Here is a 26,042-nt window from a genome sequence, read left to right on the forward strand (position 1 = left end):
GCGTCAGCGGCCCGCGTCGACCTGCCCCACCACGTCGACGGCCCCTGCACCCTCGTCTCCGAGGACGTCGTCGAGCTCCCCGACGACGTCGTCGAACACGTCCCCGTCGTCGTCCCCGGGCGCTTCCGCCGGTGCCCCGCCCTCTCCCCCGCGGCCGGCCGCCGGCTCACCCGCGAACGCGTACCCCTCGAGGAACCCGCGGGCACGCTGCGTGCGCGGGTAGCCCTCGAGCTCGGCCCAGAAGTCCGGCCCGTGACCCGCGTGCAGCAGGTGGTTCAGCTCGTGCAGGAGGACGTAGTCGAGCACCCACCGGGGCATCCCGCGCACCCGGTCGGAGATGCGGATGGTCCCGTCCGTCGGTGTGCACGACCCCCAGCGCCGCCCCTGGTTCGTCGACCACGTGACGCTCGTCGGCACCGCACGTCCGCCGAGGTACCGCCCCGACAGCTCGGTGGCGCGGGACGCGAGCTCGGTGTCCGACGGGCGACGCCGCCGTTCCTGCGCGGCGAGCCGCGCGAGCATCCGGCGGACCCACTCGCGCTCCTGGGCGTGCGTGAACCGGGCCGGGATCGCGACGATCGTGCGCTCGCCCTCGCGCCAGGCCGTGACCGTGCGCACGCGCTTGCGCGACCGGCGGACCTCGACCTGGGACAGGTCGTGCGTGGGCGGCTGCACAGGTGCACGCTAGCGCCAGGCACCCACGCGCACGCGCTTCACCCGAGGGACGCGCGGCGCGCCGCCGCGTGATCACGCGTCCGGCGGACCCTGCGCCACTACTGTGGACGTCGCGCGGGCGCGTCGGTGACGACCATGCCCGGCCGCCGGCCGGCGGTTGTCCCGGACCGGTGCACGACACCGAGGGAGGGCACCATGGCCGAGACGTACGCGGGTGAGTTCTACTGCGTGAAGTGCAAGGAGAAGCGCGAGGCGGAGGGCGAGGTCGTCGTCTCCGAGTCCGGGCGGCGCATGGCGAAGGCCACGTGTCCGGTCTGCGGCACCAAGCTCAACCGCATCCTCGGCAAGGCCTGAGCACCACCGCAGCTCGTCGTCCCTCAGGGGGCACCGTCGTCGACGACGGTGCCCCCTGAGGCGTCTCCCCGCATGTCCCACTCCTGTGGACATCCCGACGCACGGTCCGCGCCGCGCTGGCACAGTGGCGCGGACATCGAGGAGGGTGCATGCGACTGCGTCCTGGTCTGCGGGTGCTGCGCCGCGGGGACACCGAGGTCCAGGTGGGGACCGACCCACGCTGGGCGGTCCGCCTGACGGACCTGACCGCGGCCGAGTGCCGCCTCCTGCTGTCGGTCGACGAGCGCACCGACCTCGCCGGCCTGCCCGCGCTCGCCCGAGGCCGAGGGCTCGACCCGGCACGGGTCGCCACGCTCGTGTCCTTGCTGCACGAGGCCCGGCTGACGGTCGCCGGCCCCGCCGGCCGCGCCGCACCGGGTCCCGCGACGCCCGACGCGGTCACGTGGTCGCTGCTACGGCCCCACGCGGACGGCGCCGAGCTGGTGCAGGGCCGCGCGCGCTGCACCGTCGGGGTGCTCGGGCTCGGTCCCACCGGGCTGGGCGTCGCGGTCGCGCTCGCCGCCGCCGGCATCGGCACGCTCCTTCTCGACGACGCCCGCCCGGTGCGGTCCGAGGACGTCGGCCCCGGCGGCTACCGCTGGGGGGACGTCGGCTCCGTGCGCGAGCAGGTCGCGACCCGCGTGCTCCGCGACGTCGCACCTCACCTCAGGCTCGACGGCACCCAGGAGCCGGACGTCCTCGTCCTCGTCGAACGGGCCGCCGCCGACCCCGCGCGGGCCCCGGTCCTGCTCTCGGCGGCCACCCCGCACCTGTCTGTCGTCGTGCGGGAGGCGGACGCCGTCGTCGGTCCCCTCGTCGTCCCCGGCGACGGGCCGTGCCTGCGGTGCCTCGACCTGCACCGGACCGACGTCGACCCCGCCTGGCCGCTCCTCGTCGCCCAGCTCCTCGGCGCACCGGCAGCCGCATCCTCCGGCCCCGTCGGGGAGGTCGGCACGGTGTCCGGCGTCTGCGCGGCGCTCGCCGCCGCGGCGGTGGTCGGCCATCTCGACGGCACGTCCTCGCACCTGCGCGGCGTCACCTTCGAGGTCGGCCTGCCCGACGTCGTCCCTCGCAGACGCACGTGGGCGGTGCACCCCGACTGCGGGTGCACCGCCCTGCCCGCCGTCCCGGCGGGTGTGTGATCGTCGACCGGCGACCGGCGTCCCGGTCCCGGGCGACGACCCCGGGACCGGTGACGTCAGGCCGCGACGACCGGGTTCTTCCGCGGCCGGCCCCGACCACGCTTGGTCGGGACGACCACACCACCGATGAACACCTGACCACCCCAGACACCCCACGGCTCAGCCCGCTCGATGGCGCCGGCGAGGCAGCCCTCGATGAGCGGGCACTCCCGGCACAGCGCCTTGGCGGCCTCGACCTGTGCGGTCTGCTCGGCGAACCAGAGCTCGGGGTCGTTCGAGCGGCACGGGATGAGGTCGGCGAGCAGCTGGTCGAACTGCTGACGGTCGTCGGTGGTCGCGGTGCTGCCCGTGAGGGGCCAAGGGCCGGATCCGCCCTGGTTCACGGTGTCGAGCAGCGTCGTGAGCCGCACGATGTCCTCCTGATGTCCTTGCTGGTGAGCGATGGCGGTTCCGGATCGGGACCGCCCCGCTCCCCCGACATCGGGAGGAACGAGAAAGGCCGCGGATCCGGGTGTCGGACTCCGCGGCCTGTGACCGTCGTGCGGTCAGACCATGAGAGTCCGGGGGCGGAGTCGCAGATCGGCGCCACGCTTGCGCCACGCGACAGCTCCGCCGAGCGTCGTGTTCCCGGGGGCAAAGGCCGGCTGCTTCGCCGTGATCTGCTTCATCTCGGAGGTCACACCATGAGTGGCGCACGACCCCGGAATGGGCAGAGCCCGCCCCTGGAACACGGAGGTGGTGGGCACGAGGTTCCGGAGGGACACCGCGCGCTCGACGCTCGACGTGTACGTCGTGGTCATGTCCATGTGCTCGCCACCTCCTTACGGTCCGGGCCGGCACCGTCACGGCGCAGCCCACGTCTCAAGGACGAGACTCACCCTAGGGCCCGCTCAGAAGGGCGGACAACCGAATTAACCGAAGAACTTCCACAACTTCTTCGGAGGGTCCGGATCGTCCCGAGATACGTGCGGCGAGCACGTCCGGGACCCTGCCCGGACGCCCGTCACGCCCGGGCGGACCCGCGGACCACGACGTCGAGGATCTCGTCGCCGATCGTCGCGAGCGTCACCGCACCGATGCCTCGCACCTGACCGAGCTCCTCACGGCTCGACGGCCGCCGGCGGGCGACCTCGGCGATCGTCGCCGCCGTCAGCACCCGCACCGCGGGCACTCCCGTCGCGTGCGCGTAGTCGTCGCGCCACCGGGTCAGCCGGGCGGCCGTCTCCCGGGTCACCGGGTCGGCGTCCGTGCCCGCGGGCGGTCCGCCTGCCCGGCCGGCTCGGCCCCCACCGGCACGTCCCCTGCCGTCCGGCCACAGGTCGACGAGGAACCGGGACATCGACCGTGTCGGCCGGCTGCCCGGCAGGCGCGCGCGCCCGTACGAGAGCTGCAGGTGCTCGCGGGCACGAGTGATGCCCACGTAGAGCAGCCGACGCTCCTCGGCCACCATCGCGTCGGTGTCGGCCAGCGCCGTCGGGAGGAGACCGTCGCTCAGGCCGGCGAGGAACACCGCGTCCCACTCGAGACCCTTCGCGGCGTGCAGGGACGCGAGCGTCACGCCCTCGACCGTCGGGGCGTGCTGCGCGGCCGCGCGTTCGTCGAGCTCCGCCACGAGGTCCGCGACCGTGGCCGAGCGGCCGTCGGCGGCGGGAGCCGTCGCGAGCTCGTCCGCCAGGGTCACGAGCGCCTGCATCGCGTCCCACCGCTCGCGGGCCGCCCCCCGTGCGGCGGGCGGCTGCTCGGCCCACCCGACGTTGCGCAGGATGTCGCGCACCGAGTCGGGCATCCGCGCCTGCGGATCGGCGGCCCGGGCACCGCCGCGCAGCAGGACGAGCGCGTCGCGGACGTCCCGGCGGGCGAAGAACCGTTCGCCGCCGCGGACCTGGTACGCGATCCCCGCGCTCGCGAGAGCCTCCTCGAACGCCTCCGACTGGGCGTTCGTGCGGTACAGGATCGCGACCTCGCTCGGTCGCACGCCCGCGCGGACCAGCCGGGCGACCGCCTGCGCGATGCCGACCGCCTCTGCCTCGTCGTCGTCGAACACCGCGTACCGGACGTCGGGACCGTCCGGGCGTTGTGCGCGCAGCTCGAGGGGGGCCGGACCGCCGACCCGACGGCTCGCGTCGATCACGTGGTTCGCCAGGTTCACCACCTGCGGCGTCGACCGGTAGTCCCGGACCAGCCGGACGAGCGTGGTGCCCGGGTGGGTCTGCGGGAACGTCGTCAGGTGGTACGGGGTCGCACCCGCGAACGAGTAGATCGTCTGGGACGGGTCGCCGACCACGCACAGCTCGTGCCGGCCCCCCAGCCACTGGTCGAGCAGGTACTGCTGCAGCGGGCTGACGTCCTGGTACTCGTCGACCACGAAGTACCGGTACTGGTCGCGCACCTCGTCCGCGATGTCCCGCCGCTCCGCCAGCATCGCCGCGAGCAGCAGGAGCACGTCCTCGAAGTCGATCACGCCGCGCTCGAGCTTGACCTGCTCGTACGCCGTCATGAGCCGGGCGACCGCCTGCGGGTCGTCGCCGCTCGGCACCGACCGCTCGACCGCCGTGACCGCCCGGACGTAGTCGTCGGCCGTGACGAGCGAGACCTTCGCCCACTCGATCTCGGACGCCAGGTCCCGCACGCTCACCCGGTCGACCGGCAGCCCCACGCGGCGGGCCGCCTCCGCGACGACCTGCGCCTTCTGCTCGACGATGCGTGGCGCCGCCCCACCGACCACCTTCGGCCAGAAGAAGCCCAGCTGACGCAGGGCGGCGGCGTGGAAGGTCCGGGCCTGCACGCCGGTCGCGCCCAGGCCGCGCAGCCGGGTGCGCATCTCGCCGGCCGCCCGGGCCGTGAACGTCACGGCCAGGACGCTCCCCGGCCGGTACACCCCGGTGCGGATGCCGTAGGCGATGCGGTGCGTGATCGCCCTCGTCTTGCCGGTGCCCGCACCTGCGAGCACGCAGACGGGCCCGCGCAGGGCGGTGGCGACGGCGCGCTGCTCGGGGTCGAGCGCGTCGAGGAGGGCGTCGGCGGACATCGCGCACAGTCTCGCAGCCCGCGCCGACACAGGACGTCCGGCCGCCGTCGGGAACACCCGCGCGTGCGACCCTGTTGCACGGGACGGCCGGGGCGTGCGAGCGCTCCCGCAGCCGTGACCGCGACCGCGACCGGGCACCCCCGGGCGCCGCCCGAACGACGAGGACCGATGACGACGCAGACCCTGCCCCAGGCCGGCACCGTGACGATGTACTCCACGACGTGGTGCGGGTACTGCCACCGCCTCAAGACCCAGCTCGACTCCGCAGGCATCGGCTACACCGAGGTCGACATCGAGGACCACCCCGACGCGGCCGGTCTCGTCGAGCAGCTCAACGGCGGCAACCGCACCGTGCCGACCGTCCTGTTCCCGGACGGTTCCGCGCTCACGAACCCGTCGCTCGTGCAGGTCCGCGAGCGCCTGAGCTGACGTTCAGCGCCCGAGCGGGCCGCCGAACCAGTCCTCCACGAGGGCCCGCGCGATCGACGACGGCCCCGGCGGCATCACCTCCGCGCGGTCCACGGCGTCGCGCAGCTCGTCGCGCGTGAACCACCGCGCCCGGGCCAGCTCGACGCCGTCGACGTGGACGTCCGTGGTCGTCGCCCGGGCGTGGAACCCGAGCATCAGCGAGGCCGGGAACGGCCACGGCTGGCTCCCCCGGTACTCGACGGCGCCCACCACCACGCCGGTCTCCTCGAGGACCTCGCGCCGCACCGCGTGCTCGAGCGACTCCCCCGGCTCGACGAAGCCCGCGAGCGTGGACCAGCGGTCCTGCGCCCACGCGGTCGACTGACCGAGCAGCAGCCGGTCCGCGTCGTCGACCACGGCCATGATCACCGCGGGGTCCGTGCGCGGGTAGTGCTCCGAGCCGTCGACGGTGCACGTGCGGACCCAGCCCGCCTGCGTCACCCGGGTCGCCGCCCCGCAGCGTGGGCACCGCGGGTGGCGGGCGTGCCAGGCGTCGAGCGCCACCGCGGTCGTCGCGAGCCCCGCCTCCAGGGCGGACAGGTCGGCACCGACCGTCCGCAGCGCCGTCCAGGCCAGGCCCGGCGGGAGCTCCGGGTGGGCCGACGTCGAGGTGCGACGGTGCACGAGGACGTCCGCGGCCGCCCCCGCGCGCGGCGCCGGGTGCGGGCCGCCGACCCGCAGGCCGAGGTACGTGACGCCGTCCTCGTCGCGGCCGAGCAGGAGCAGGCGCTCGTCGACCTCGTCGTCCGGCATGGCCTCGGCCCGCAGGTCGCCCGGCAGGTCTCGCGGCAGGTCGCCTGACAGGTCGTGCGGCAGGTCGCCCGGTGCGAGCAGGGCCACCGCCCCGTCGCCGTCGGTCGCCACGGCCCCGTCGTCCACCAGCAGCACCCGCGTGCGCGCGTCGCCGAGCGCGGCTCCCACGACGCGCTCGTCGGCCCGGAGGGCCGCCGCCCGGTCCACCAGCGCACGGGACAGGGGCAGGGCGTCGACGATCACCGCGCCACCGTACGCGGTGCCGGGCGCCCCGACATCACCCCGGACAAGCACCCCGCCTGCGGACGAACCGGACCGACACGCCGCGCGCAGAGCCTGGCCGTCGACGGAGCCCCGCCTACTCTGGGCGCGTGCCTCGCTCACCCCTCGCTCTCGCCGCCCTCGCCACGGTGGCCGTCCCGGGGCTGGACGCGTTCGACGTGCGACGACCCGCGCAGCCCGGGACGGACTTCGACGTCGCCGTGGTCATCGACTCGACCCGGCGCCGCTGGGTCGTCCGCGCCCCGCAGCACGCGACGGCCGGTGCGGCGCTCGAGGCGGAGGTCGCCCTCATCGCCTCGCTCGCCGCCCAGACGGAGGCGGGGAGCCTGCCCTTCGCCGTGCCGCAGCCCGTCGGCTTCGCGCACCTGCCCGAGGGAGGCAGGGCCGCGGTGCACGCGGAGATCCCCGGCGAGCCGCTGCGGATCGAGACGCTCCTGCCCGGCCCGGGGCTCGCCGCGTCCGTCGGCCGGGCGATCGCCGCGCTGCACGAGCTGCCCACGTCGCTCGTCGAGGACGCGGGGCTGCCCGTGTACGACGCCGCCGCCTACCGCGAGCGCCGCCAGGCCGAGGTCGACGAGGCCGCCCGCACGGGCAAGGTGCCGCCCGGCCTGCTGCGCCGCTGGGAGGCCCAGCTCGAGGACGTCGCCCTGTGGCGGTTCACACCGACCGTCGTGCACGGCGACCTGTCCGGCGACCGGGTCCTCGTCCGCGACGGAGCGGTGTCGGGGATCCTCGGGTGGGGCGACACGGTCGTGGCGGACCCGGCGGACGACCTGTCGTGGCTGCTCGTCGGTGCCGCGCCCGACGCCGCCGACTCGATCATGGAGGCCTACCAGCTCCGGCGGACCGAGCTCATCGACCCGCACCTCGCGCGGCGGGCGATGCTGGCCGGCGAGCTCGCGCTCGCCCGGTGGCTCATGTACGGCGTGCGCTCCGGCAGCGACGACGTCGTCCAGGACGCGGTCGGGATGCTCGAGGACCTCGACGCCCACACGCGCGAGACGGCCGACGCGGAGAACGTCTCCTACGCCTGACGCGGTCCCTCGACCGGTCGTGGGGCCGCCCGCCCGGCGCGGTCGCGCCCGCCCGTCGCGTCCGGACGCCACACGTTGCCGACCTCGCGACGGACGTTCGGCACCGCCCGACGCACCGGCTGCACCTCGTCGCCCGACGTCGCGGCGTGCAGCAGCGCCGTGATCTGCGCCTCGTCGAGCAGCCGGTCCGGGTGCACCGTCTCGCCCGTGCCCACGTAGCAGAACGCTGCCCGCACGCGGTCGAGCGGGGTGCCCGTCCAGCGGGACCACGCGAGCCGGTACACGGCGAGCTGCAGCTCACGGGACGCCCGGGAGGCGTCGTCGGTCGGGGGCGCGCCGGTCTTCCAGTCCACGACGATCACGGCGTCACCCGCGCCCGCGCTCGCGTCCTGGTCGGGGAACACGGCGTCGATCCGGGACCGCAGCACGTAGCCGTCGACCGACGTCTCGACGTCGACCTCGACGGCGAGCGGGCTCCGGTGCGCCCACGGTGTCGCCAGGAACGAGTCGCGCAGCGCCCGCTCGTCGAGGTCCACCGTGAGCGAGTCGTCGTCGGCGCCGGGCAGGGCGTCGACGTCGACGAGCGACGCCGCGCCGAACCAGCCCTCGACCCAGGCGTGGAACCGGGTGCCGCGGCGGGCCTGCGCCGACGGCTCGGCAGGCACCGGGCGGCGCAGGTGCCGGGCGAACTCGCCGGGGTCGGCGTCGAGGCGGACGACGGCGGACGCCGACAGGTGCGCGGGCAGCTCGACCTCCCGGTCGGGCGTGCGGGCGCGCTCGTGCTCGGCGAGCAGCCGGTCCGCGAGCTCGTCCCAGCGTGACCGGGACGTGCGCGGTTCGTCGGACGGCTCCGTCCTGTGGCCGCCGTCGGCGGTCGACGAGGGCGGGGCCACGGACGGCACCGCCGCCATCGCGGCACGGACGCGGGCCGCGGCAGCCTCGACCGCCGGCCGCCGGCCGGCCGCCCCCTCGACCGCGAACGGGTCGGCCGGCCAGGTCGCCGACACCGTGAGGGACGCCCGCGGGTTCGTCTCGCCGTCGGGCGGCACCACGGACCAGTCGTCCGTCTCGACGAGCCCCGCCTCGGCGAGCTCCTCGAGGAACGTCGACAGCGCACGGACGCGCGAGCCGTCGCCCCACCAGGCCGCCGTGAGCAGCAGGTCGCTCCGCGCGCGGGTGACCGCCACGTACGCGAGCCGCCGCTCCTCGGCCACCTCGTGGTGGCCCGCCTCCAGCACGAACCGCTTGCGGCGCTCCTCGAGGTCCTTCGGGTCGGCGGCGCCCGCGTACGCGAGCTCCGGCAGGTCGTGCCGGTCGCCCCGCAGCGGGTACGGCAGCGTGCCGAGACCCGTCAGCCACGCCGAGTCCTTCGGGCCGTCCTTGCCGTGCGTCGGGGTCGCGGGCAGACCGCCGTCCACGAGGCCCGCCACGGCGACGACGTCCCACTCGAGGCCCTTCGCGGCGTGGATGGTGATGATCTGGACGGCGTCCGGGTCCGGCTCCGAGACCGGCATGTCGAGGCCGCTCTCACGGACGTCCGCCGCGTCGAGCCAGGCCAGGAAGCCGCCGAGCGTCGGGTGGTCGGCCGACCGGGCGAACTCGACCGCGACGTCCCGGAACGCGTCGAGGTGCGCGCGGGCGCGTCCCGGTGAGACACCCGCCCGGGCGGCGACCTCGATGTCGAGACCGAGCAGCCGCTCGGCCTCGGCCACGAGCTCCGGGACGGCGAGGTAGGTGTGGGCGCGCAACGCGCTCAGCAGGCCGGCGAGCTCGACGAGCCGGCGCCGCCCGGCGTCCGTCAGCGAGCGCCCGGACGCGCTGCGCCAACCGGGTCGCGGCAGCTCGTCGAGCGCGTCCACGATGCTGCGCTGGTCCACGACGTCCGCCTCGACGCCGTCGACGGCACGCCCGCCACCGGGGTGCCGGGCCGCGAGCTCGCCCGCCCAGGCCCCGAGCGCGTGCAGGTCGGCGGCCCCGAGGCGGGTCCGCGCACCCGTGAGCAGCCGCATGAGGGCGTCGCCCCGCGACGGGTCGTGCGCGGCCTGGAGCGCGGCGACGAGGTCCACCACCTCCGGCGTCGACAGCAGCCCGCCGAGCCCGACGACCTCGACCGGCAGACCGGCCGCGCGCAGCGCGGTGCGCAGCGGGCCGAACTGGGACCGCTTGCGGCACAGGACGGCCGCGGTGACCCGCCCGGCGCCCCCGGCGTCCCCGGCCCGCCACCGCGCGGCGACGAACTGCGCGACGGCGTCCGCCTCCGACTCCAGCGTCTCCGCGACGTGCGCGTGCACGTGCCCCGCGCCCGCGCCCGGGCGGGCGGCGAGCACCGGGACCGGGACTCGTGCCGCCGCGACCCGCAGCGGCGCCGCGACCCGGTTCGCCGCGTCGAGGATGCGCTGGTCGTTGCGCCACGACGTCGACAGGGCGTGCACGTCCGCGGGCCGTCGGGTGCCGTCGGCGTCGACCGCCGGGAACGACGTCGGGAAGCCCTCGAGCCCGCCCGCGCTCGCGCCCCGCCAGCCGTAGATCGACTGGTGCGTGTCCCCGACCGCCGTCACGGGGTGCCCGTCGCCGAACAGGGCACCGAGGAGCGTGAGCTGCGCGTAGGACGTGTCCTGGTACTCGTCGAGCAGCACCACCCGGTACCGGTTCCGCTCCCCCGCACCGACCTCCGGCACGTCGCGGGCGAGCCGGGCGGCGAGCGCCACCTGGTCGCCGAAGTCGATCGCGTCCGCCGCTCGCTTGCGGTCGCGGTACTCCGCGACGAGGTCGAGCACACGGGCACGCTCGCCGAGGGACCTCACCAGCTTCTTGACCTCGGCGTACGGCTCGCGCGGCGGGTCCCCGGCGGGCGTCGCGACGATCGCCTCGACGATCCCCTCCACCTGCCGGCGTGCCACGTCGGCGGTGAGCAGGTGCTCGTCGAGGGCGCCGGACAGCGCGAGCACGGCCTCGACCACGGTCGACGTCGCGGCGTCCGTGTCGAGGTCGCCCCGCCAGGCCTCGACGACGTCGCTCGCGAGCTGCCACTGAGCCGCCTCGCCGAGCAGCCGCGCCGACGGGTCGAGACCGAGGCGCAGGGCGTGGTCCGAGACGAGCGACGCCGCGTAGGAGTTGTAGGTCGCGATCGTCGGCCGGGCCAGACCGCCCAGGACGTCGTCGGGCGCGACGCCCGCGCGCATGTCCGCGGGCGCTCCGGGCAGCACGACCCCCGCCTCCGCGGCGGCCCGCCACAGGCGGCGCAGCCGCCGCCGCACGCGGTCCGAGAGCTCGGCGGCGGCCTTGCGGGTGAACGTGAGACCGAGCACCTGCTCGGGGGTGACCAGCCCGTTGGCGAGCAGCCACACCACCCGCGCGGCCATCGTCTCCGTCTTGCCGGACCCCGCGCCCGCGACGACGAGCGACGGCGCGAGCGGCGCCTCGATGATCCGCCGCTGCTCGGGCGTGGGCGGGTGCTGGCCGACGAGCAGGGCGATCTGCTCGGCACCGAGAGCCGTCATGCGACCACCTGCCCGCCCTCGGCCCGCACCGGGCACGCCCGCCGGACGGGGCAGCGGTCGCACAGGTCGTTCGCGGTGGCCTCGAACGTGGACGCCGCCATCCGGTCCGCGACCTCGTCGACGAGCACGCGGGCCCAGCTCGGGCCGTCGGCCTCGGGGCCGAGGGCGTCCTGCCGGCGCACGGCGGCGCTCGCGCCGGTGCCGAGGTACACGAGCTGCGCCCCGGTGCTCGTCACCCCCTCCGGGAGCCCGTCGAACGCCCCCGCGTCCACGGCGAGCTGGTACGCGCCGAGCTGCGGGTTCTCGGCCGCCTTCGCGGCGGTCGGCGGCGAGGCACCCGTCTTGAGGTCCACGACGCGCACCGCAGGCGTCCCGTCGACGTCGCCGTCCAGCTCGACCCGGTCCACGCTGCCCCGCAGCGTCGCGCGCTGCGTCGTCGTCGCGAAGGCGCCCTCGACGAGCACGGGCTCCCCGGCCGTCCGCAGGTACGCGGCGAGCCGGTCGACCATCGCGTCGGCCTTGCGCCGCGTCGCCCGCGCGGGCCAGCCGTCGCCGAGACCGAGCTCGCCCCACCGCCTGTCGAGCTCGGCGACGAGCTCGTCGCGGGTGCCGCGCGGGTGCGCCTGCGCGATGGCGTGGACGAGCGTGCCGAGCGTCTGCCCGCCGCTGTCGGCCGCGGTCCCGCCGGCCGACTCGAGAGCCCACCGCAGGGCGCAACGCTGCGCGGTCTCGACCTTCGACGGCGACACGGGGACGAGCTCCTCGGGTCCCCACAACGGGTCGTCGCTGGAGGGGTCGGCGAGCCCGTGCCAGCCGTCGGGGTCGGCGCCCGGGACGTGCGCGGCCGCGAGCCGGGCCAGCGTGCGCGCCCAGGCGGGGTCCGGCTCCGTGCTGTCCCGGGCCGCCTGCTCCAGGCGTCCCCGCAGCTCGGCGACCATGCCCCGCAGGTCGAGCGGGGCCGCGACCGACGTGCGCCGCGTGTCCACGTCCCCGTCGGACGGCTCCACGAGGTCGAGGAACGGGGACGGCTGCTGGTCCGCGTCGGCGACGGCGGTCACGACGAGCGTGCCGCGTGCCCGCGAGCAGGCCACCGCGAACGAGCGCAGCTCGTCGGCGAGCACCGCCGCGCGCGCGGAGGCCGCCTGCGCCGCGGCGTCGGCGCCGTGCACGGCACGTCCCTCGACGACGTCGACGAGCGCCTGCGCCCCCAGCAGCGAGTCGCGCAGCCGCAGGTCGGGCCACACCCCCTCCTGCACCCCCGCGACCACCACGAGCTGCCACTCCTGGCCCGCCGCACCCGCCGGCGTCAGCACGGGCACGGCCTGGCGGCGGGCGCGGGCGGCGAGCGAGTCCGACGGGAGGTCCTGGGCCTGCAGCCACTCGACGAACGCTCCGGGCGCGGCCTGCGGCATCCGGTCGACGAACGTCTCCGCGGCGCGGAACAGCGCGAGCACGGCGTCGAGGTCACGGTCGGCCCGCTCGCCCGCGGCACCGCCCGCGAGCGCCGAGCGTCGCCACGCCTCGGCCGTCCCGGCGGCGTGCCACAGCGCCCACAGGACCGTCTGCGCGTCCGCACCGGGCAGCGCGGCGGCGTCCCGGCCGCGCGCGAGCACCTCGGCGAGGTGCGCGACCGGCCGGGCGACGGACGGCGGGAGGGTCGACGCGCGCCCGCGGTCGCCGAGGACCTCGACGAGCAGCGCGTCGCTCGTCCGCCCCCCACCGCCCGCGAGCTCCTCGGCGCGCAGCGCGCGACGGACCCGGCGCAGCGCCACCGCGTCGAGACCGCCGAGCGGCGAGCACGCGAGCCGGGCCGCGGTCGGGGCGTCCAGCTCGACCGCGCCGACGGCCACGCGCATCGCGTCGAGGAGCGGCCGGACCGCCGGCTCCTCGCGCAGCGGGACGTCGCTGTTGAGCACGCTCACCGGCACCGACGCACCGGCGAGCGCCCGGCGCAGGGCGGTGACCTGCGCTCCGGACCGGGCGACGACGGCCATGTCCGACCACGGCACACCGTCCTCGACGTGCGCGGTGCGCAGGGCGCGGGCGACGTACGCCGCCTCCTGCGCGCCGCTCGGCAGCACCGCGGCACGCACCTCGCCGGGTCCGGGCGTCGGCCCGTCCGTCCCACCGGAGGCCGTCGGCCGACCGGGCGGGACCGCGCGTCGGTGCTGCACGGCCCCGACGGACCCGACGCGCGTCGTCACGCGCCCGACGACGTCGCGCACGGCCGGCCCGTGCCTCCACACGGTGCCCAGCACGAGCGTCGCGGCGCCGAGCTCTCCCGGGCCGTCGCCGCGGACCGACGCCCGCCCCACCAGCGTCGGGGCGGCGCCACGGAACGTCTGCACCGCGGTGTCGGGGTCGGCCAGCATCACGACCCGGGCACCGTCCTGAGCGAGGACCCGCAGGAGCCGGGCCGTGGCCGACGTGCTCTCCTGGTGGTCGTCGACGACCACCAGCCGCCAGCGCGGCCGCGGCGCGCGCGGGACCTCGTCGTCCCAGGCCAGCAGCGCCTGCGCGGCCTCCTCGACGACGACCGCAGGGTCGAGGCGCTGCCCGAGGTCGGGCGTGCCGGACCGGAGCTGGAGCACGTCGAGGTACTCCTCGTAGACGGTCGCGGCGGCGACCCACTCGGGCCGTCCGTGCGCGTGCCCGAGGTCGGCGAGGTCGACCGGCCCGAGCCCGCGCTCCGACGCGCGCATGAGGAGGTCGCGCAGCTCGTCACGGAACGCCCGCAGCGCGAGCACGTCGTCCCGCACGTGCGGCGGCCACGCGAGCGGCACGCCCTCGCCGGCGACGTGCCCGGCGAGCAGCTCGCCCAGCAGCAGGTCCTGCTCGGCGCCGGACACGAGCGTGGGCGACGGCTCACCGAGCAGCGACGCCCGGGCCCGCAGCACGGCGAACGCCGCCGCCGCAGGCGTCTGGACCAGCGCGCGCCCGGACGTGGTCCGCAGGCGCGCCCCGAGGCGGTCGCGCAGGTCCGCGGCGGACCGCCGTCCCGGGGCGAGCAGGAGCACGTCCTCCGGGCGGAGCCCGGCGGCCACCGCGGCGACCACCGACTCGAGCGCGACCGTGGTCTTGCCCGTGCCGGGCGCGCCGAGCACGAGCAGCGGCCCACCCCCACCGCCGACGACGCGCGAGACGGCCTCCCGCTGGGCCTCGTCCAGCTCGACCGACGACCCCGGCCCGGTGAGAGGGCTGTCCGCGAGCGGTGGGCGCACGAGGCGCAGCGCGGGCGAGGACGTCACGAGGTCGATCCCATCACGGACCACCGACAGGTCCGGGGACGTTCGACCCGGGGCAGGTCAGGCGCGGGTCACGGGAACGGCCACGGGTTCGGCAGGCACGGCGCCGCCTTGTACGACTGCTGCTGCATGACGGACGCGACGACCCCCGCGCCCGGGCACTGCTCGTGCCCGTGCCCGAGCAGGTGGCCGACCTCGTGGTTCACCAGGTACTGCCGGTACGCGGCCTTGTCCTGCGCGTACTCGCCGGTCGCCAGCACCCACCGCTTCAGGTTCAGCACCGCGTGCCCCGCGCGACCGCAGGACACCTCGCCCTCGGTCTCGAGAGGAGCGCACAGCACGTCGACGCTGGTCGGGGACGCGAGCATGACGCGGAGCTCGGCCTCCCCGTCCGTGCGGGCGAAGGAGAGGGACCCGTCGTGGCCCCACCCGCGCGGGTCGTTGAGCGTGGCCATGACCGTCGCCGCGAACGCCTGGCCGTCGACCGCGAGCCCGTCCTCGACCTCCACCCGGATGGTGCGCACCTGGCCGGTGCCGGGGCCGGGGTCCGAGCCGGGCACGACCGAGAACGTCCCCGCCCCCGACGCGGGCACGTCCGCCGCGAGGAGGCCCGCGGCGACGTCGGCCACCGTCAGGCCCGGGGGCAGCGCGAGGACCGCCGCTGCGTCGTCGACGAGCCCCTGCGGGGCGGGCGCCGTCGGCACGGCGAGGAGGGCGTCGTCCGCGAACGGCGACCGCTGCGCGTCCGAGCGGCTCACCGCGTCGGGACGTTCCAGCAGCCCGGACGGTGCGGGGAGGTCCGCCGTCGGCAGCGACCGCAGCGCCGAGACCCGCCCGACGACCGCGTCGAGGGCCGCCGCCGGGGAGCCGGTCGACGCCGTGAGCGCGGTGCCCGAGCCCGCGACGAGCCCGAGCCCGCCGACGCCGAGCGCGACGACGAACCGCCGTGCGCTGCCCGCACGGTGCCGCCCGCCGCCGCTCCGCACGGACCGGCCCGGTCGCGGCGCACGCCGACGTCCGTGGGCCGGTGCCGCGGCGTGCATCCGGGGGACGTCGGGGGCTGTCACCCGGACATGGTGCCATCGATGACACATCGCGTGGCTACCATGCCGGGATGACCGGGACGGACGACTCACCTCCACGGGCTCGCAACCCGCGCATGGGCCGGGACGAGCGCCGCGCCCAGGTGCTGCGGATCGCCCAGGACCTGTTCGCCACCGAGGGCTTCCACCACGTCTCGATGGACGACATCGCGGACCGCGCCCAGGTCAGCAAGCCGGTGCTGTACCGGCACTTCCCGTCCAAGCTCGACCTGTACCTCGCCGTCGTCGACCAGTGCGGCGCCGACCTGCTTGCGGCCGTCGAGAGCGCGGTCGAGCCCATCGAGCAGGGACCGGTCCGGCGGGGCGACGGGCGCGCGGTGGTGTCGGCCGTCGTCCACGCGTACATCATGTTCGTCGAGGTGGCCGGGGAGTCGTCGGCGCTGCTGTTCGAGTCGGACGTGACGCACGACGCGGACGTGCGCGCACGCGTCGAGCACGCGTCGTTCGAGGCGTCCCGGCGGATCGCGACCGTGCTCGGCCAGGTCACCGGGCTCGGTCCCGACCAGTCCGCGACCCTCGCCGTGTCCCTCATCGCGATGGCGCAGAGCGCGGCGACCCACCGGTTCCGCGCCGCCGCGGGCGGCGACGCCGAGAGCACCGCCGACCTGGTGGCCGAGCTGGCGTGGGGCGGCGTGGCAGGCCTGATCCGGACCGACTTCGTCTACGAGGACGCCTAGGATCACCTGGAGGCGTCCCAGGTCGGTGGACCGGCGCCAGACGACTGCGAAGGGGACGTGAAGGAGATGACGGTGGAGATCACGATCGGCGTGCAGAACCTTGCGCGGGAGATCGTCCTGGAGTCCGAGCAGACGGGTGACGAGGTCGCTGCCGCCGTCGCCGCCGCGCTCGACGGCCGGACGGCGCTCGAGCTCACGGACTCGCGCGGCCGGCGGATCATCGTGCCGACCGCGACGATCGGCTACGTCGAGATCGGCTCGGAGGCCAAGGCCCGCGTCGGCTTCGGGACCATCTGAGGGTCCTCGACGACGAACGAAGGAGCCCGCGTCCACCGTCCGGTGGGCGCGGGCTCCTTCGTCGTTCGGGGACCGTCAGGCGGTCAGGCCCAGCCGGGACATCCGCCGGGTGTGCTGCGCGGTGAGCTCGCCGAACAGCTTGGTGGGCGCGTTCGCCGGGGCCGCCACGACGTCGGTCCCGGCGTTCTGCTCCGGCCCGGCCGCGGGTTCGGCCGCGGCACCCTCGTTGACGAGGCGCACGAGCCCGGGCCGCTGCACGAGCAGCCGCTGCACGACCCCGAGGGCCTCCCCGACGAGCCGGCGGCCCCACAGGGCGAGCCGGGCGGACAGGACGCCGTCGTCGGCGCCGGCGGCGTCGAGCTCGGCGACGGCGAGCTCGGCGTGCGAGGCGTCGTCGAGCACCTCGAGCACCACGCGGCGCGACTCCGGGTCGAGACCCTCGGCCGCGAGGCGGCAGAAGTCGTCGGCCACGCCGTAGCCGACGTAGGCCTTGAGCAGCCGCTCCCACCAGGTGCTCGGCTGGGTGCGGGCGTCGAAGTCGTCGAGCACGTGGTCGAACTGCCGCAGGGCGGCGACGGGGTCGGCGCCGAGCTCGGCGATCCGTGCGAGCACCCGTTCGCGCCGCTCCACGGCGGCGGCCGCGAACCGGCTCAGCTCGAGGCGCTGCTCCGTGCTGGGTGCCTCGGCGGCGTCGGCGGCCAGCCGCGCGAACGCCACGTCCTCGAGCTGGGCGACGAGGCCGAGCAGCTCGATCGCGTCGGGCTGCGCGTCGGGCCCGGCGGCGTGCTCGGCGGAGGTGGCGACGGGGGACGGGGTGGCGCCGGTGGCACCCGGACGTGCGTGCGTCGTCATCCCGAGATCGTAGACCGCCGCGGTCGCGCAGGCGTCCGGCGGGTGAACCCACGGGGTGAGGTGTGTGACGCGCGCGACCGTCTGCCTGGCTCCGGGGGCCCGTCGGATACCCTGTACGGGTACATCGGTTGCCCGGTCGTCACGGTGGGGGCGTCGTCCCCGGTTCAACGACCATCCCGCGCAGCCCCGGACACACGGTCCGGAGTCGCTCGCGGGAGGACTTTCACGATCGGCTGCCGGCCACTCGCGTGGTGACGACCGCTGTCGCCCGGGACGCCCCCGACGCCCGTCGGCCCCGGACAGCGCGCGGCACACCACCCTTCGCAGTGAAGAGTCGACAGTGTCCACAGAGACCACACGTTCTGCCGTGTCCGAGGAGACGGCAGCCTCCGCCCTCGCGGCGCCGATGACCCGCCCGCTCAAGAACACGTACTCGTCGGTCCAGGCCGTCGACGCGTCGTTCGCCGACTTCGACGTCCGCCCGGAGATCGTGCAGGCGCTCGCCGACGCCGGCATCACGCACCCGTTCCCCATCCAGGCGATGACGCTCCCCGTGGCCCTGTCGCGGCACGACATCATCGGCCAGGCCAAGACGGGGACCGGCAAGACCCTCGGCTTCGGCGTCCCGCTGCTCGACGCGGTCGTGGCCCCGGGCGAGCCCGGGTACGACGAGCTCCCCGCCGCCGGCAAGCCGCAGGCGCTCGTCGTCGTCCCCACCCGTGAGCTCGCCGTGCAGGTCGCGGGCGACCTCGCGACGGCGTCGGCCCGCCGGACGGTCCGCGTCGTGCAGGTGTACGGCGGCCGGGCGTACGAGCCGCAGATCGACGCGCTGAACAAGGGTGTCGAGGTCGTCGTCGGCACCCCCGGGCGCATGATCGACCTGCTCAAGCAGCGTCACCTCGACCTGTCGCGCGTGCGCACCGTCGTGCTCGACGAGGCCGACGAGATGCTGGACCTCGGCTTCCTGCCGGACGTCGAGACGCTCCTCGCCGCGACCCCCGCGTCACGGCACACGATGCTGTTCTCGGCGACCATGCCGGGCGCGGTCGTCGCGATGGCCCGCCGGTACATGACGCAGCCGACGCACATCCGCGCGGCCGATCCGGACGACGACGGCCAGACCGTCAAGAACATCAAGCAGGTCGTCTACCGCGCGCACGCGCTCGACAAGGTCGAGCTGCTCGCCCGCATCCTGCAGGCGAACGGCCGCGGCCTGACGATCGTGTTCGCGCGCACCAAGCGGACCGCCGCGAAGGTCGCCGACGACCTCGTCGAGCGCGGCTTCGCCGCCGGGGCGCTGCACGGCGACCTCGGCCAGGGCGCCCGTGAGCAGGCGCTGCGCGCGTTCCGCCACGGCAAGGTCGACGTGCTCGTCGCCACCGACGTCGCGGCCCGCGGCATCGACGTCGAGGACGTCACGCACGTCGTGAACTACCAGTGCCCCGAGGACGAGAAGACGTACCTGCACCGCACCGGCCGCACGGGCCGCGCGGGCAACAAGGGCACGGCCGTCACGTTCGTCGACTGGGACGACATGCCGCGCTGGGGGCTCATCGACAAGGCCCTCGGCCTGGGCATCCCGGAGCCGGTCGAGTCGTACTCCAGCTCCGCGCACGTGTACGCGGACCTCGACATCCCCCAGGGCGTCAAGGGCCGCCTGCCCAAGGCGCAGCAGACGCGTGCCGGTCTGGCGGCCGAGGCCCTCGAGGACCTCGGCGAGACCGGCAAGCGCGGCGGCGGCGCGGGTGGCCGGGGTACGGGCGACCGCGGGCACGCCGGCGGCTCGCCGCGTGGCGGCGCGCCGCGCAGCGGTCCGCGCGACGCCGAGGCCGGTGCCGGCGAGGCGCCCCGCGAGGGTGGCCGTCGCCGCCGTGGCGGCCGCGGCGGTGGGCGCGGTGAGGACGGCACGAGCACGACGAGCGCACCGGCGACCGAGGGCACCTCGGCCGGTCCGGCCGCGACCGGTGGCGACGAGGGCGCGACGACCGGCACCGCGCGCCGCAGCAGGAGCCGTCGGCGCACCCGCGGTGGCCGTCCGGCCGGTGGCGAGTCCGCTGCTCCCGCGGCCAGCGAGGGCTGACGGCAGCAGCCGATGTCGTGAAGGGTGGGTCCGCCAGGCGGGCCCACCCTTCGTCGTCCGCGCGGACGCGGCTGCCGGACGCGCTCGCCGGACCGCTGCCTGCCGCCTCGGCCTCAGCCGGGGGCGCGCTCCCCTGACGGCCGCATCGGCGGCGTGCCGTGGAGGCCACCCTCGCCGCCCGGTGGCGCGTACCGCAGCGGTGACGCGACGACCGCAGCGCTCGCGAGCAGGGCGAGCACCGTGCCGACCGCGCAGACCCGCGCCATGACCACGCCGGTCCGCTCCCCGTGCCGGCGCCGGGCCGCGTCGACGAGCACGAGGCCGGCGAGCCCACCGGCGGTGTTGACGACGAGGTCGGTGACGTCGGAGCTCCCCACCGCCAGCACGTACTGGGCGACCTCCAGGACGACGCTCGCCCCGGCGACCACCGCCGTGGCCCTCCACCGCGACCAGGTCGGTGCGAGGAGCCCCAGGTAGAGGCCGAACGGCACGAAGAGCAGCAGGTTCGCGACGACCTCGGCGGGCGGGCTCGCACCGGCGCGCGCGGTGGCGACGAACGGGACGAGCTTGATCGTCCGTCGCCAGCCCTCGCCGACCCACGGGACCTCGAGCTTCCACAGCACGACCCAGGCGAGGAGCGCGAGGTAGACCGCGAACAGCACGACCAGGGTGGTGGACCGGGCGTGCGCGGGGATCCGGGCGCCGGCCGGGGCCGGGCGGGTGGTGGTCGTCATGTCGTCCGTCGCTGGTCGGGGGTGGGCGTGGTCGGTCGTGCGGGTCACTGTGACATCCGCGGGTCGTGCGTGGGGTCGGCGTACGTCGGGGGGCAGCCGTGGTCGACGGCATCGGGGCGCAGCTCGTAGTGCCAGGCCTCGTTGGCGTAGATCTGGCACAGCCCGTACCGGGAGCCGTGCGTGGACAGCCAGGTCGTCGCCCGCCAGGGCCCGAGGTCGACCGCGTCTCCGTGCACGTGCGGGGACGTCTCGGCCGTGGCCACCCATCGGGCGGCGGCCGCCGCCGAGCCGTACTGCGCGACGGCCTCGCGGAGCAGCTGGTCCTGGTAGGCGGCCGAGCGCCAGCCGCTGTTGACGACGAACGTGACCCCGTCGTCGGCGGCGTCGTGCGCGGCGGCGCGCAGCGCGTCGCGCAGGTGGGCGTCGAGCTTCGCGACGGCAGGGACGTCGTCGTCGAAGACGGTCACACCATCGGCGACGCCGCCGTCGGACTCGAGCGCGGAGGCCTCGCCGCCGGTGCCCTCGAGCGGCGGGGCCTGCGCCGGCGCCGGGTCACCGGCGTCCGGCACGCCGGCTGCGAGCCGGACGGGTGCGTCCGGCACCGTCGCCCGAGGCGACGCCGCCGACGGCCGGTCGCCGAGGAGCGCGACGGTCGCGGCGAGGGCCACCGCGATGGCCAGGACGAGGAGGACGGTCGGTCGAGCGCGGCGCGTGGTGGGCGCCGTTCCACTGGAGAACATGTCCCCATCCCACGCGCACGCATGTTGCCGCCGCGTCTGCAGTTCCTGATATCCCGACGATAGGTGGCCGCTCGTAGCATCGAGGACGTGCGTGTGCTGATCGTCGAGGACGAGCCCTACCTGGCGGAGGCCGTCCGCGACGGCCTGCGTCTGGAGGCGATCGCGGCGGACGTCGCCGGGGACGGCGACACGGCGCTGGAGCTGCTCGGCGTCAACGCGTACGACATCGCCGTCCTCGACCGCGACATCCCCGGACCGTCGGGCGACGAGATCGCGGCACGGATCGTCGCGTCGGGCAGCGGCATGCCGATCCTCATGCTCACGGCCGCCGACCGGCTCGACGACAAGGCGTCGGGTTTCGAGCTCGGCGCCGACGACTACCTCACCAAGCCCTTCGAGCTGCGCGAGCTCGTCCTGCGGCTCCGGGCCCTCGACCGCAGGCGTGCCCACCACCGGCCGCCCGTGCGCGAGCTCGCCGGCCTGCGCGTCGACCCGTTCCGCCGTGAGGTCTACCGCGACGGCCGGTACGTCGCCCTCACCCGCAAGCAGTTCGCCGTGCTCGACGTCCTCGTCGCCGCGGACGGCGGTGTCGTGAGCGCCGAGGAGCTCCTCGAACGGGCGTGGGACGAGAACGCCGACCCGTTCACCAACGCCGTGCGGATCACCGTCTCGGCGCTGCGCAAGCGGCTCGGCGAGCCGTGGCTCATCGCGACGGTGCCGGGCGTCGGCTACCGGATCGACGCGGGGGCGGACGACGAGCGTGGATAGGCCGCCCGGGGTGAGCGTCCGGCTCAAGCTCACCGCCAGCTACGCCGGGTTCCTCGTGGTCGCGGGCGTCCTCCTGATCGCCGTCGTGTGGGTGTTCCTGCTGCGGTACGTGCCCGACCGCGCGGGCACGGTCGTCGAGCTGGGGCCACCGGCCGACGGCAACCGGCCCGGCCTGTTCGTCCCCGGCCGGTCCGACCTCTGGCGGGCGTTCGCCCCGAAGGCGGCCCTCGCGCTGGGCTTCCTCCTGGTGTTCGGGCTCGTCGGCGGGTGGCTCCTGTCCAGCCGGATGCTGGCGCCGCTGGACCGCATCACCCGTGCCACCCGCACGGCGGCGACCGGGTCGCTCACCCACCGCATCCACCTGCCGGGCCGCCGCGACGAGTTCCGTGAGCTCGCCGACGCGTTCGACGCGATGCTCGAGAAGCTCGAGGCGCACGTCGCCGAGGAGCGGCGGTTCGCGGCCAACGCCTCCCACGAGCTGCGCACGCCGCTCGCGATCACCCAGGCGCTGCTCGACGTGGCCCGCGACGACCCGGACCGCGACGTCGGGGTGCTCCTCGACCGTCTGCGCACCGTCAACACCCGGGCGATCGGCCTCACCGAGGCGCTGCTGCTGCTCAGCCGCGCCGGCCAGGGGTCCTTCGCACGGGAACGCGTCGACCTGTCGCTGCTCGCGGAGGACGCCGCCGAGACGCTCCTGCCGCTCGCCGAGAAGCGCGGTACCACGCTCGAGACGTCGGGCGACGTCACCTGGGCGGTCGGCTCTCAGGCCCTCCTGCTGCAGCTGACGACGAACCTCGTGCACAACGCGGTCGTCCACAACCTGCCCGAGGGCGGCAGCGTCCACGTCACCACCACCGCCGACCACGGGTCGGCCGTGCTCGTCGTCGAGAACACCGGCGAGCGGCTCGCGCCCGGGCTCGTCGCGACGCTCGCCGAGCCGTTCCAGCGCGGCACCGAGCGCGTCCACGGCGACCAGGCGGGTGTCGGGCTCGGGCTCGCGATCGTCCAGAGCATCGCCCGGGCGCACGGCGGCACCCTCACGCTGAGCCCGCGGGTCGACGGCGGCCTGCGGGTCGTGGTGCGCCTGCCCGGTGCACCGGCGGCCGAGGACCGCTAGGCGCTCTCGATGAACGCCTGCACGGCGTCGGCGACGAGCTGCACCGCGATGGCGGCGAGCAGCAGGCCGGCGATCCGGGTGACGAGGATCGTGCCGGAGTCCTTGAGCACGCGGTGCACGACGTTCGCGAACCGCATCGCCAGGTAGAGGCACACGTGCACGGCGACGACGCCGAGCGCGATCGCGACCCAGTCGTCGACCGTCGTCCGGTCGGCCTGCTTGACGAACACCATGGTCGCGACGATCGCGCCAGGCCCGGCGAGCAGCGGCGTGCCGAGCGGCACGAGAGCCACGTTGACCTTGGCGTTGCCCGACGGCTGCGGCTCCTCCATCTTCCCGGTGAGCAGCTCCATCGCGACGACGAGCAGCAGCAGCCCGCCCGACGCCTGCAGCGCGGCGAGCGAGATGTGCATGTAGCTGAGCAGCTGCTGCCCGAACACCGCGAACGACACGATGACGCCGAACGCGACGAGGATCGCCTGCCGGGCGGCACGGTTGCGCTGCGCGCGCGTCATCGCACCGGTCAGCCCGAGGAAGATCGGCACCGTGCCGGGCGGGTCCATGATGACGAACAGCGTGATGAAGACGGAGATGAACAGCTGCAGGTCGAAGACGTCACTCATGTGAGCGTCACGGTCGGATCACCTCGGTCACTCCCTGCTCCTCGATCGCCGCCAGGACCGCCGGCTCGGTGAGATTCTCCCCCAGCCGGTTCGCCTTGCCGTCTCCGTGGTAGTCGCTCGACCCCGTCACCAGCAACCCGAGCCGGTCCGCGATCGCGGTGAGCCGGGCCCGCTGCTCCGGCGAGTGGTCGCGGTGGTGGACCTCGATCCCGCCGAGACCGGCCGCGGCGAGCTCGTCGAACACCGCGTCGGGGACGATCCGGCCGCGGGCGTCGGCGCCCGGGTGCGCGAACACGGGCACTCCCCCGGCCGCCCGGATCGCCCTGACCGCGTCGGGTGCCGCCGGTGCGTAGTGCGGCACGTGGTACGGGCCGTCGGCGCGCAGGAGCCGGGCGAACGCGGCGTCACGGTCGGGGACGACGCCGCGGGCGACGAGCGCGTCCGCGATGTGCGGCCGGCCGACGACGACCGCGTCCTTCGCCTGGGCGAGGACGTCGTCCCACGTGATCGGGTGGTCGACCGCGAGCAGGTCGACGATCGCCCGGGCGCGGCCGAGCCGGGCGTCCCGGGTCTTGTCGAGCTCGGTGAGCAGGGCGGGGTGCGTCGGGTCCTGCAGGTAGGACAGCAGGTGCACGCTGATCCCCCGCGAGCGCGCCGACACCTCGGTGCCGCGGACCAGCGCGACGCCCACGAGCTGCGCCGCCTCGGCGGCCTCGGCCCACCCGGCCGTGGTGTCGTGGTCGGTGAGGGCGACGACGTCGAGGCCGGCGCGGCCCGCCGACAGCACGACGTCCGCCGGTGCCTGCGTGCCGTCGGAGGCCGTGGAGTGGGTGTGCAGGTCGATCCGCATCCGGCCAAGGTAGCCGTCCGGCGGGTCGGTCCCGGCTCGGCCCCGCGCGTGCCGCCGGTTCGGGCCTCGCCGCGCCCCGGTGGGACACTGGGCCGATGACCTCGGACACGACGCCTGACACCCCGGAGACCTCGACCACGGAGCAGCCGCTCGCGGACCGCGGGAGCAACCGGTCCCAGCGACCGGGGTCGGCGGAGTTCCTCCGCTTCGTCACCTCCGGCTGGGCCGAGCGGCCCGCGTCGACCGCGACGCGCAGCCCGGCGGCCGACCACACGGCGGCACGCCGCTCGGCGCTGTCGGCGAAGTTCCCGGGCGAGCGGCTCGTGGTGCCGGCGGGCACGTTCAAGGTCCGCTCCAACGACACGGACTACCGGTTCCGCCCGCACTCGGCGTTCGCGCACCTCACGGGCCTGGGCATGGAGCAGGAGCCCGACGCGGTCCTCGTGCTGCACCCCGTGGAGGACGGCAGCGGCGACGACGGCAGCGCCCACCACGCGGTGCTGTACCTGCGGCCGCTGGCCGGCCGGGACACCGAGGAGTTCTTCTCCGACTCCCGGTACGGCGAGTTCTGGGTCGGCGCCCGGCCGACGCTCGAGGACGTCGAGACCACCACCGGCATCACCACGGCGCACCTCGACGACCTGCGGGACGCCCTCGCGAAGGACGTGGGCGTCGACGGCGTGCAGGTGCTCGTGGTGCCGGACGTCGACGAGGCCGTCGAGGCCGTCATCGAGGAAATCCGGGCCGCGGAGGCGTCGGGCGAGCGGGACTCCGCGCTCGCGGAATCGCTCTCGGAGCTGCGGCTCGTCAAGGACGCGTACGAGGTCGAGCAGATGCGGCTCGCCGTCGACACGACGATCGAGGGCTTCGAGAAGATCGTGCGAGCACTGCCCGCCGCGCAGGAGCACGCGCGCGGCGAGCGGGTCATCGAGGGCACGTTCGTCGGGCACGCCCGCCAGGAGGGCAACGCGGTCGGCTACGAGACGATCGCGGCGGCCGGCGAGCACGCGACGACGCTGCACTGGATCGACAACGACGGGCCGGTCCGGTCCAGGGAGCTCGTGCTCGTCGACGCGGGCGTCGAGGTCGACAGCCTGTACACGGCCGACATCACGCGCACGCTGCCGGTGGACGGCACGTTCACCGAGGTGCAGCGCCGGGTCTACCAGGCGGTCCTCGACGCGGCCGACGCCGCGTTCGCCGTCGCCAGGCCGGGCACGAAGTTCCGCGACGTCCACGCCGCCGCCATGGAGGTCATCGCGGCCCGCCTGGACGAGTGGGGCCTGCTGCCCGTCAGCGCCGAGCAGTCGCTGCTGCCCGAGAACCAGCACCACCGCCGCTGGATGGTGCACGGCACGAGCCACCACCTCGGCCTCGACGTGCACGACTGCGCGCAGGCCCGCGCCGAGCTGTACCTCGACGGGATCCTCGAGCCGGGCATGGTGTTCACCATCGAGCCCGGCCTGTACTTCAAGTCCGACGACCTGCTGGTCCCGGAGGAGTACCGCGGCATCGGCGTCCGGATCGAGGACGACGTGCTCGTGACCGCCGACGGCAACGTGAACCTGTCGGCGGCGCTGCCGCGCGACCCGGACGCCGTCGAGGCGTGGATGGCCCGCCTGCTCGGCTGATCCCCGCCCGCCGCGACCGGCCCGCGACCTCCTGTCGAGGTGGCGGG

The 26,042-nt window shown here is 75.7% G+C and carries 23 protein-coding genes; 10 read left to right on the forward strand and 13 right to left on the reverse strand.

The features are described from left to right. Positions 1-3 precede the first annotated feature (3 nt). Positions 4-675 carry a YgjP-like metallopeptidase domain-containing protein gene (locus Cch01nite_RS00160; RefSeq protein ID WP_203747094.1) on the reverse strand — a complete coding sequence of 224 codons (672 nt, stop codon included), beginning with the start codon at positions 673-675 and terminating at the stop codon, positions 4-6. A 195-nt stretch (positions 676-870) separates the two neighbouring features. Between Cch01nite_RS00160 and Cch01nite_RS00165 the strand changes: the two genes are divergently transcribed. Next, positions 871-1,029 carry a DUF5679 domain-containing protein gene (locus Cch01nite_RS00165; protein ID WP_203747096.1) on the forward strand — a complete coding sequence of 53 codons (159 nt, stop codon included), beginning with the start codon at positions 871-873 and terminating at the stop codon, positions 1,027-1,029. A 149-nt stretch (positions 1,030-1,178) separates the two neighbouring features. Next, the gene (locus Cch01nite_RS00170) at positions 1,179-2,210 is read left to right on the forward strand and encodes a ThiF family adenylyltransferase (RefSeq protein ID WP_203747099.1); all 1,032 of its coding nucleotides are present in this window, start codon (positions 1,179-1,181) and stop codon (positions 2,208-2,210) included. Positions 2,211-2,266: 56 nt separating this feature from the next. Here Cch01nite_RS00170 and Cch01nite_RS00175 read toward each other — a convergent pair whose 3' ends face one another. The 3 genes from Cch01nite_RS00175 to Cch01nite_RS00185 all read right to left on the reverse strand — a co-directional run bounded on the left by Cch01nite_RS00175 (position 2,267) and on the right by Cch01nite_RS00185 (position 5,238). Next, positions 2,267-2,620 carry a WhiB family transcriptional regulator gene (locus tag Cch01nite_RS00175; protein WP_203747101.1) on the reverse strand — a complete coding sequence of 118 codons (354 nt, stop codon included), beginning with the start codon at positions 2,618-2,620 and terminating at the stop codon, positions 2,267-2,269. 135 nt (positions 2,621-2,755) lie between these two features. Then, positions 2,756-3,016 (reverse strand): hypothetical protein, encoded by a 261-nt coding sequence (locus tag Cch01nite_RS00180; RefSeq protein ID WP_203747103.1) that lies wholly within the window; start codon positions 3,014-3,016, stop codon positions 2,756-2,758. Positions 3,017-3,213: 197 nt separating this feature from the next. After that, a complete protein-coding gene (locus tag Cch01nite_RS00185; protein WP_203747105.1) occupies positions 3,214-5,238 on the reverse strand; it encodes an ATP-dependent helicase in 2,025 nt (674 codons plus the stop codon). Between the two features lie 168 nt (positions 5,239-5,406). Between Cch01nite_RS00185 and Cch01nite_RS00190 the strand changes: the two genes are divergently transcribed. Beyond that, on the forward strand, positions 5,407-5,667 hold the full coding sequence (locus tag Cch01nite_RS00190) for a mycoredoxin (RefSeq protein WP_203747107.1): 261 nt from the start codon (positions 5,407-5,409) through the stop codon (positions 5,665-5,667). A gap of 3 nt (positions 5,668-5,670) precedes the next feature. Here the strand turns inward: Cch01nite_RS00190 and nudC are convergent, their stop codons facing one another. Further along, positions 5,671-6,702: an NAD(+) diphosphatase gene (nudC, locus tag Cch01nite_RS00195; protein WP_203747109.1), complete on the reverse strand. Its 1,032-nt coding sequence runs from the start codon at positions 6,700-6,702 to the stop codon at positions 5,671-5,673. A gap of 128 nt (positions 6,703-6,830) precedes the next feature. Here nudC and Cch01nite_RS00200 point away from each other — a divergent pair, with 128 nt between their 5' ends. After that, positions 6,831-7,775 (forward strand): phosphotransferase, encoded by a 945-nt coding sequence (locus Cch01nite_RS00200; RefSeq protein ID WP_203747111.1) that lies wholly within the window; start codon positions 6,831-6,833, stop codon positions 7,773-7,775. Here the strand turns inward: Cch01nite_RS00200 and Cch01nite_RS00205 are convergent. From Cch01nite_RS00205 to Cch01nite_RS00215, 3 genes are all read right to left on the reverse strand, one after another. Next, on the reverse strand, positions 7,766-11,275 hold the full coding sequence (locus Cch01nite_RS00205) for an ATP-dependent helicase (RefSeq protein WP_203747113.1): 3,510 nt from the start codon (positions 11,273-11,275) through the stop codon (positions 7,766-7,768). The two genes, Cch01nite_RS00200 and Cch01nite_RS00205, sit on opposite strands and share 10 nt — an antisense overlap. Beyond that, positions 11,272-14,523, reverse strand: a complete 3,252-nt coding sequence (locus Cch01nite_RS00210) for an ATP-dependent helicase (protein ID WP_203747116.1) — start codon at positions 14,521-14,523, stop codon at positions 11,272-11,274. The genes Cch01nite_RS00205 and Cch01nite_RS00210 overlap by 4 nt, the downstream gene beginning before the upstream one ends. Positions 14,524-14,591: 68 nt before the next feature. Continuing rightward, positions 14,592-15,587, reverse strand: coding sequence for a DUF3152 domain-containing protein (locus Cch01nite_RS00215; RefSeq protein WP_239069682.1), 996 nt, complete (start codon positions 15,585-15,587; stop codon positions 14,592-14,594). 47 nt (positions 15,588-15,634) lie between these two features. Here Cch01nite_RS00215 and Cch01nite_RS00220 point away from each other — a divergent pair, with 47 nt between their 5' ends. Both Cch01nite_RS00220 and Cch01nite_RS00225 read left to right on the forward strand, forming a co-directional pair. Beyond that, a complete protein-coding gene (locus Cch01nite_RS00220) occupies positions 15,635-16,300 on the forward strand; it encodes a TetR/AcrR family transcriptional regulator (protein WP_203747118.1) in 666 nt (221 codons plus the stop codon). Between the two features lie 72 nt (positions 16,301-16,372). Beyond that, complete coding sequence (locus Cch01nite_RS00225) at positions 16,373-16,597, forward strand: DUF3107 domain-containing protein (RefSeq protein ID WP_203747120.1); 225 nt, start codon at positions 16,373-16,375, stop codon at positions 16,595-16,597. A 75-nt stretch (positions 16,598-16,672) separates the two neighbouring features. On the opposite strand, the gene Cch01nite_RS00230 is transcribed toward Cch01nite_RS00225, so the two are convergent. Beyond that, positions 16,673-17,449 (reverse strand): ferritin-like fold-containing protein, encoded by a 777-nt coding sequence (locus Cch01nite_RS00230; RefSeq protein ID WP_203747122.1) that lies wholly within the window; start codon positions 17,447-17,449, stop codon positions 16,673-16,675. 406 nt (positions 17,450-17,855) lie between these two features. Between Cch01nite_RS00230 and Cch01nite_RS00235 the strand changes: the two genes are divergently transcribed. Then, the gene (locus tag Cch01nite_RS00235; protein WP_203748061.1) at positions 17,856-19,529 is read left to right on the forward strand and encodes a DEAD/DEAH box helicase; all 1,674 of its coding nucleotides are present in this window, start codon (positions 17,856-17,858) and stop codon (positions 19,527-19,529) included. Positions 19,530-19,642: 113 nt separating this feature from the next. On the opposite strand, the gene Cch01nite_RS00240 is transcribed toward Cch01nite_RS00235, so the two are convergent. After that, the gene (locus Cch01nite_RS00240; protein WP_203747123.1) at positions 19,643-20,263 is read right to left on the reverse strand and encodes a VanZ family protein; all 621 of its coding nucleotides are present in this window, start codon (positions 20,261-20,263) and stop codon (positions 19,643-19,645) included. A gap of 44 nt (positions 20,264-20,307) precedes the next feature. Then, on the reverse strand, positions 20,308-21,003 hold the full coding sequence (locus Cch01nite_RS00245) for a D-alanyl-D-alanine carboxypeptidase family protein (protein ID WP_203747125.1): 696 nt from the start codon (positions 21,001-21,003) through the stop codon (positions 20,308-20,310). Positions 21,004-21,090: 87 nt separating this feature from the next. Between Cch01nite_RS00245 and Cch01nite_RS00250 the strand changes: the two genes are divergently transcribed. Both Cch01nite_RS00250 and Cch01nite_RS00255 read left to right on the forward strand, forming a co-directional pair. After that, on the forward strand, positions 21,091-21,771 hold the full coding sequence (locus Cch01nite_RS00250; RefSeq protein ID WP_203747127.1) for a response regulator transcription factor: 681 nt from the start codon (positions 21,091-21,093) through the stop codon (positions 21,769-21,771). 10 nt (positions 21,772-21,781) lie between these two features. After that, the gene (locus Cch01nite_RS00255; RefSeq protein ID WP_275407143.1) at positions 21,782-22,891 is read left to right on the forward strand and encodes a sensor histidine kinase; all 1,110 of its coding nucleotides are present in this window, start codon (positions 21,782-21,784) and stop codon (positions 22,889-22,891) included. Here the strand turns inward: Cch01nite_RS00255 and Cch01nite_RS00260 are convergent. Together Cch01nite_RS00260 and Cch01nite_RS00265 are read right to left on the reverse strand one after the other, a co-directional pair. Then, positions 22,888-23,514, reverse strand: a complete 627-nt coding sequence (locus Cch01nite_RS00260; RefSeq protein WP_203747132.1) for a MarC family protein — start codon at positions 23,512-23,514, stop codon at positions 22,888-22,890. The two genes, Cch01nite_RS00255 and Cch01nite_RS00260, sit on opposite strands and share 4 nt — an antisense overlap. Before the next feature lie 7 nt (positions 23,515-23,521). Then, positions 23,522-24,364 (reverse strand): PHP domain-containing protein, encoded by an 843-nt coding sequence (locus tag Cch01nite_RS00265; protein WP_203747134.1) that lies wholly within the window; start codon positions 24,362-24,364, stop codon positions 23,522-23,524. A gap of 95 nt (positions 24,365-24,459) precedes the next feature. Between Cch01nite_RS00265 and Cch01nite_RS00270 the strand changes: the two genes are divergently transcribed. Further along, positions 24,460-25,995, forward strand: a complete 1,536-nt coding sequence (locus Cch01nite_RS00270; RefSeq protein WP_203747136.1) for an aminopeptidase P family protein — start codon at positions 24,460-24,462, stop codon at positions 25,993-25,995. Positions 25,996-26,042 lie beyond the last annotated feature (47 nt).

This window comes from Cellulomonas chitinilytica (assembly GCF_016862675.1).
Lineage (GTDB): Bacteria > Actinomycetota > Actinomycetes > Actinomycetales > Cellulomonadaceae > Cellulomonas > Cellulomonas chitinilytica.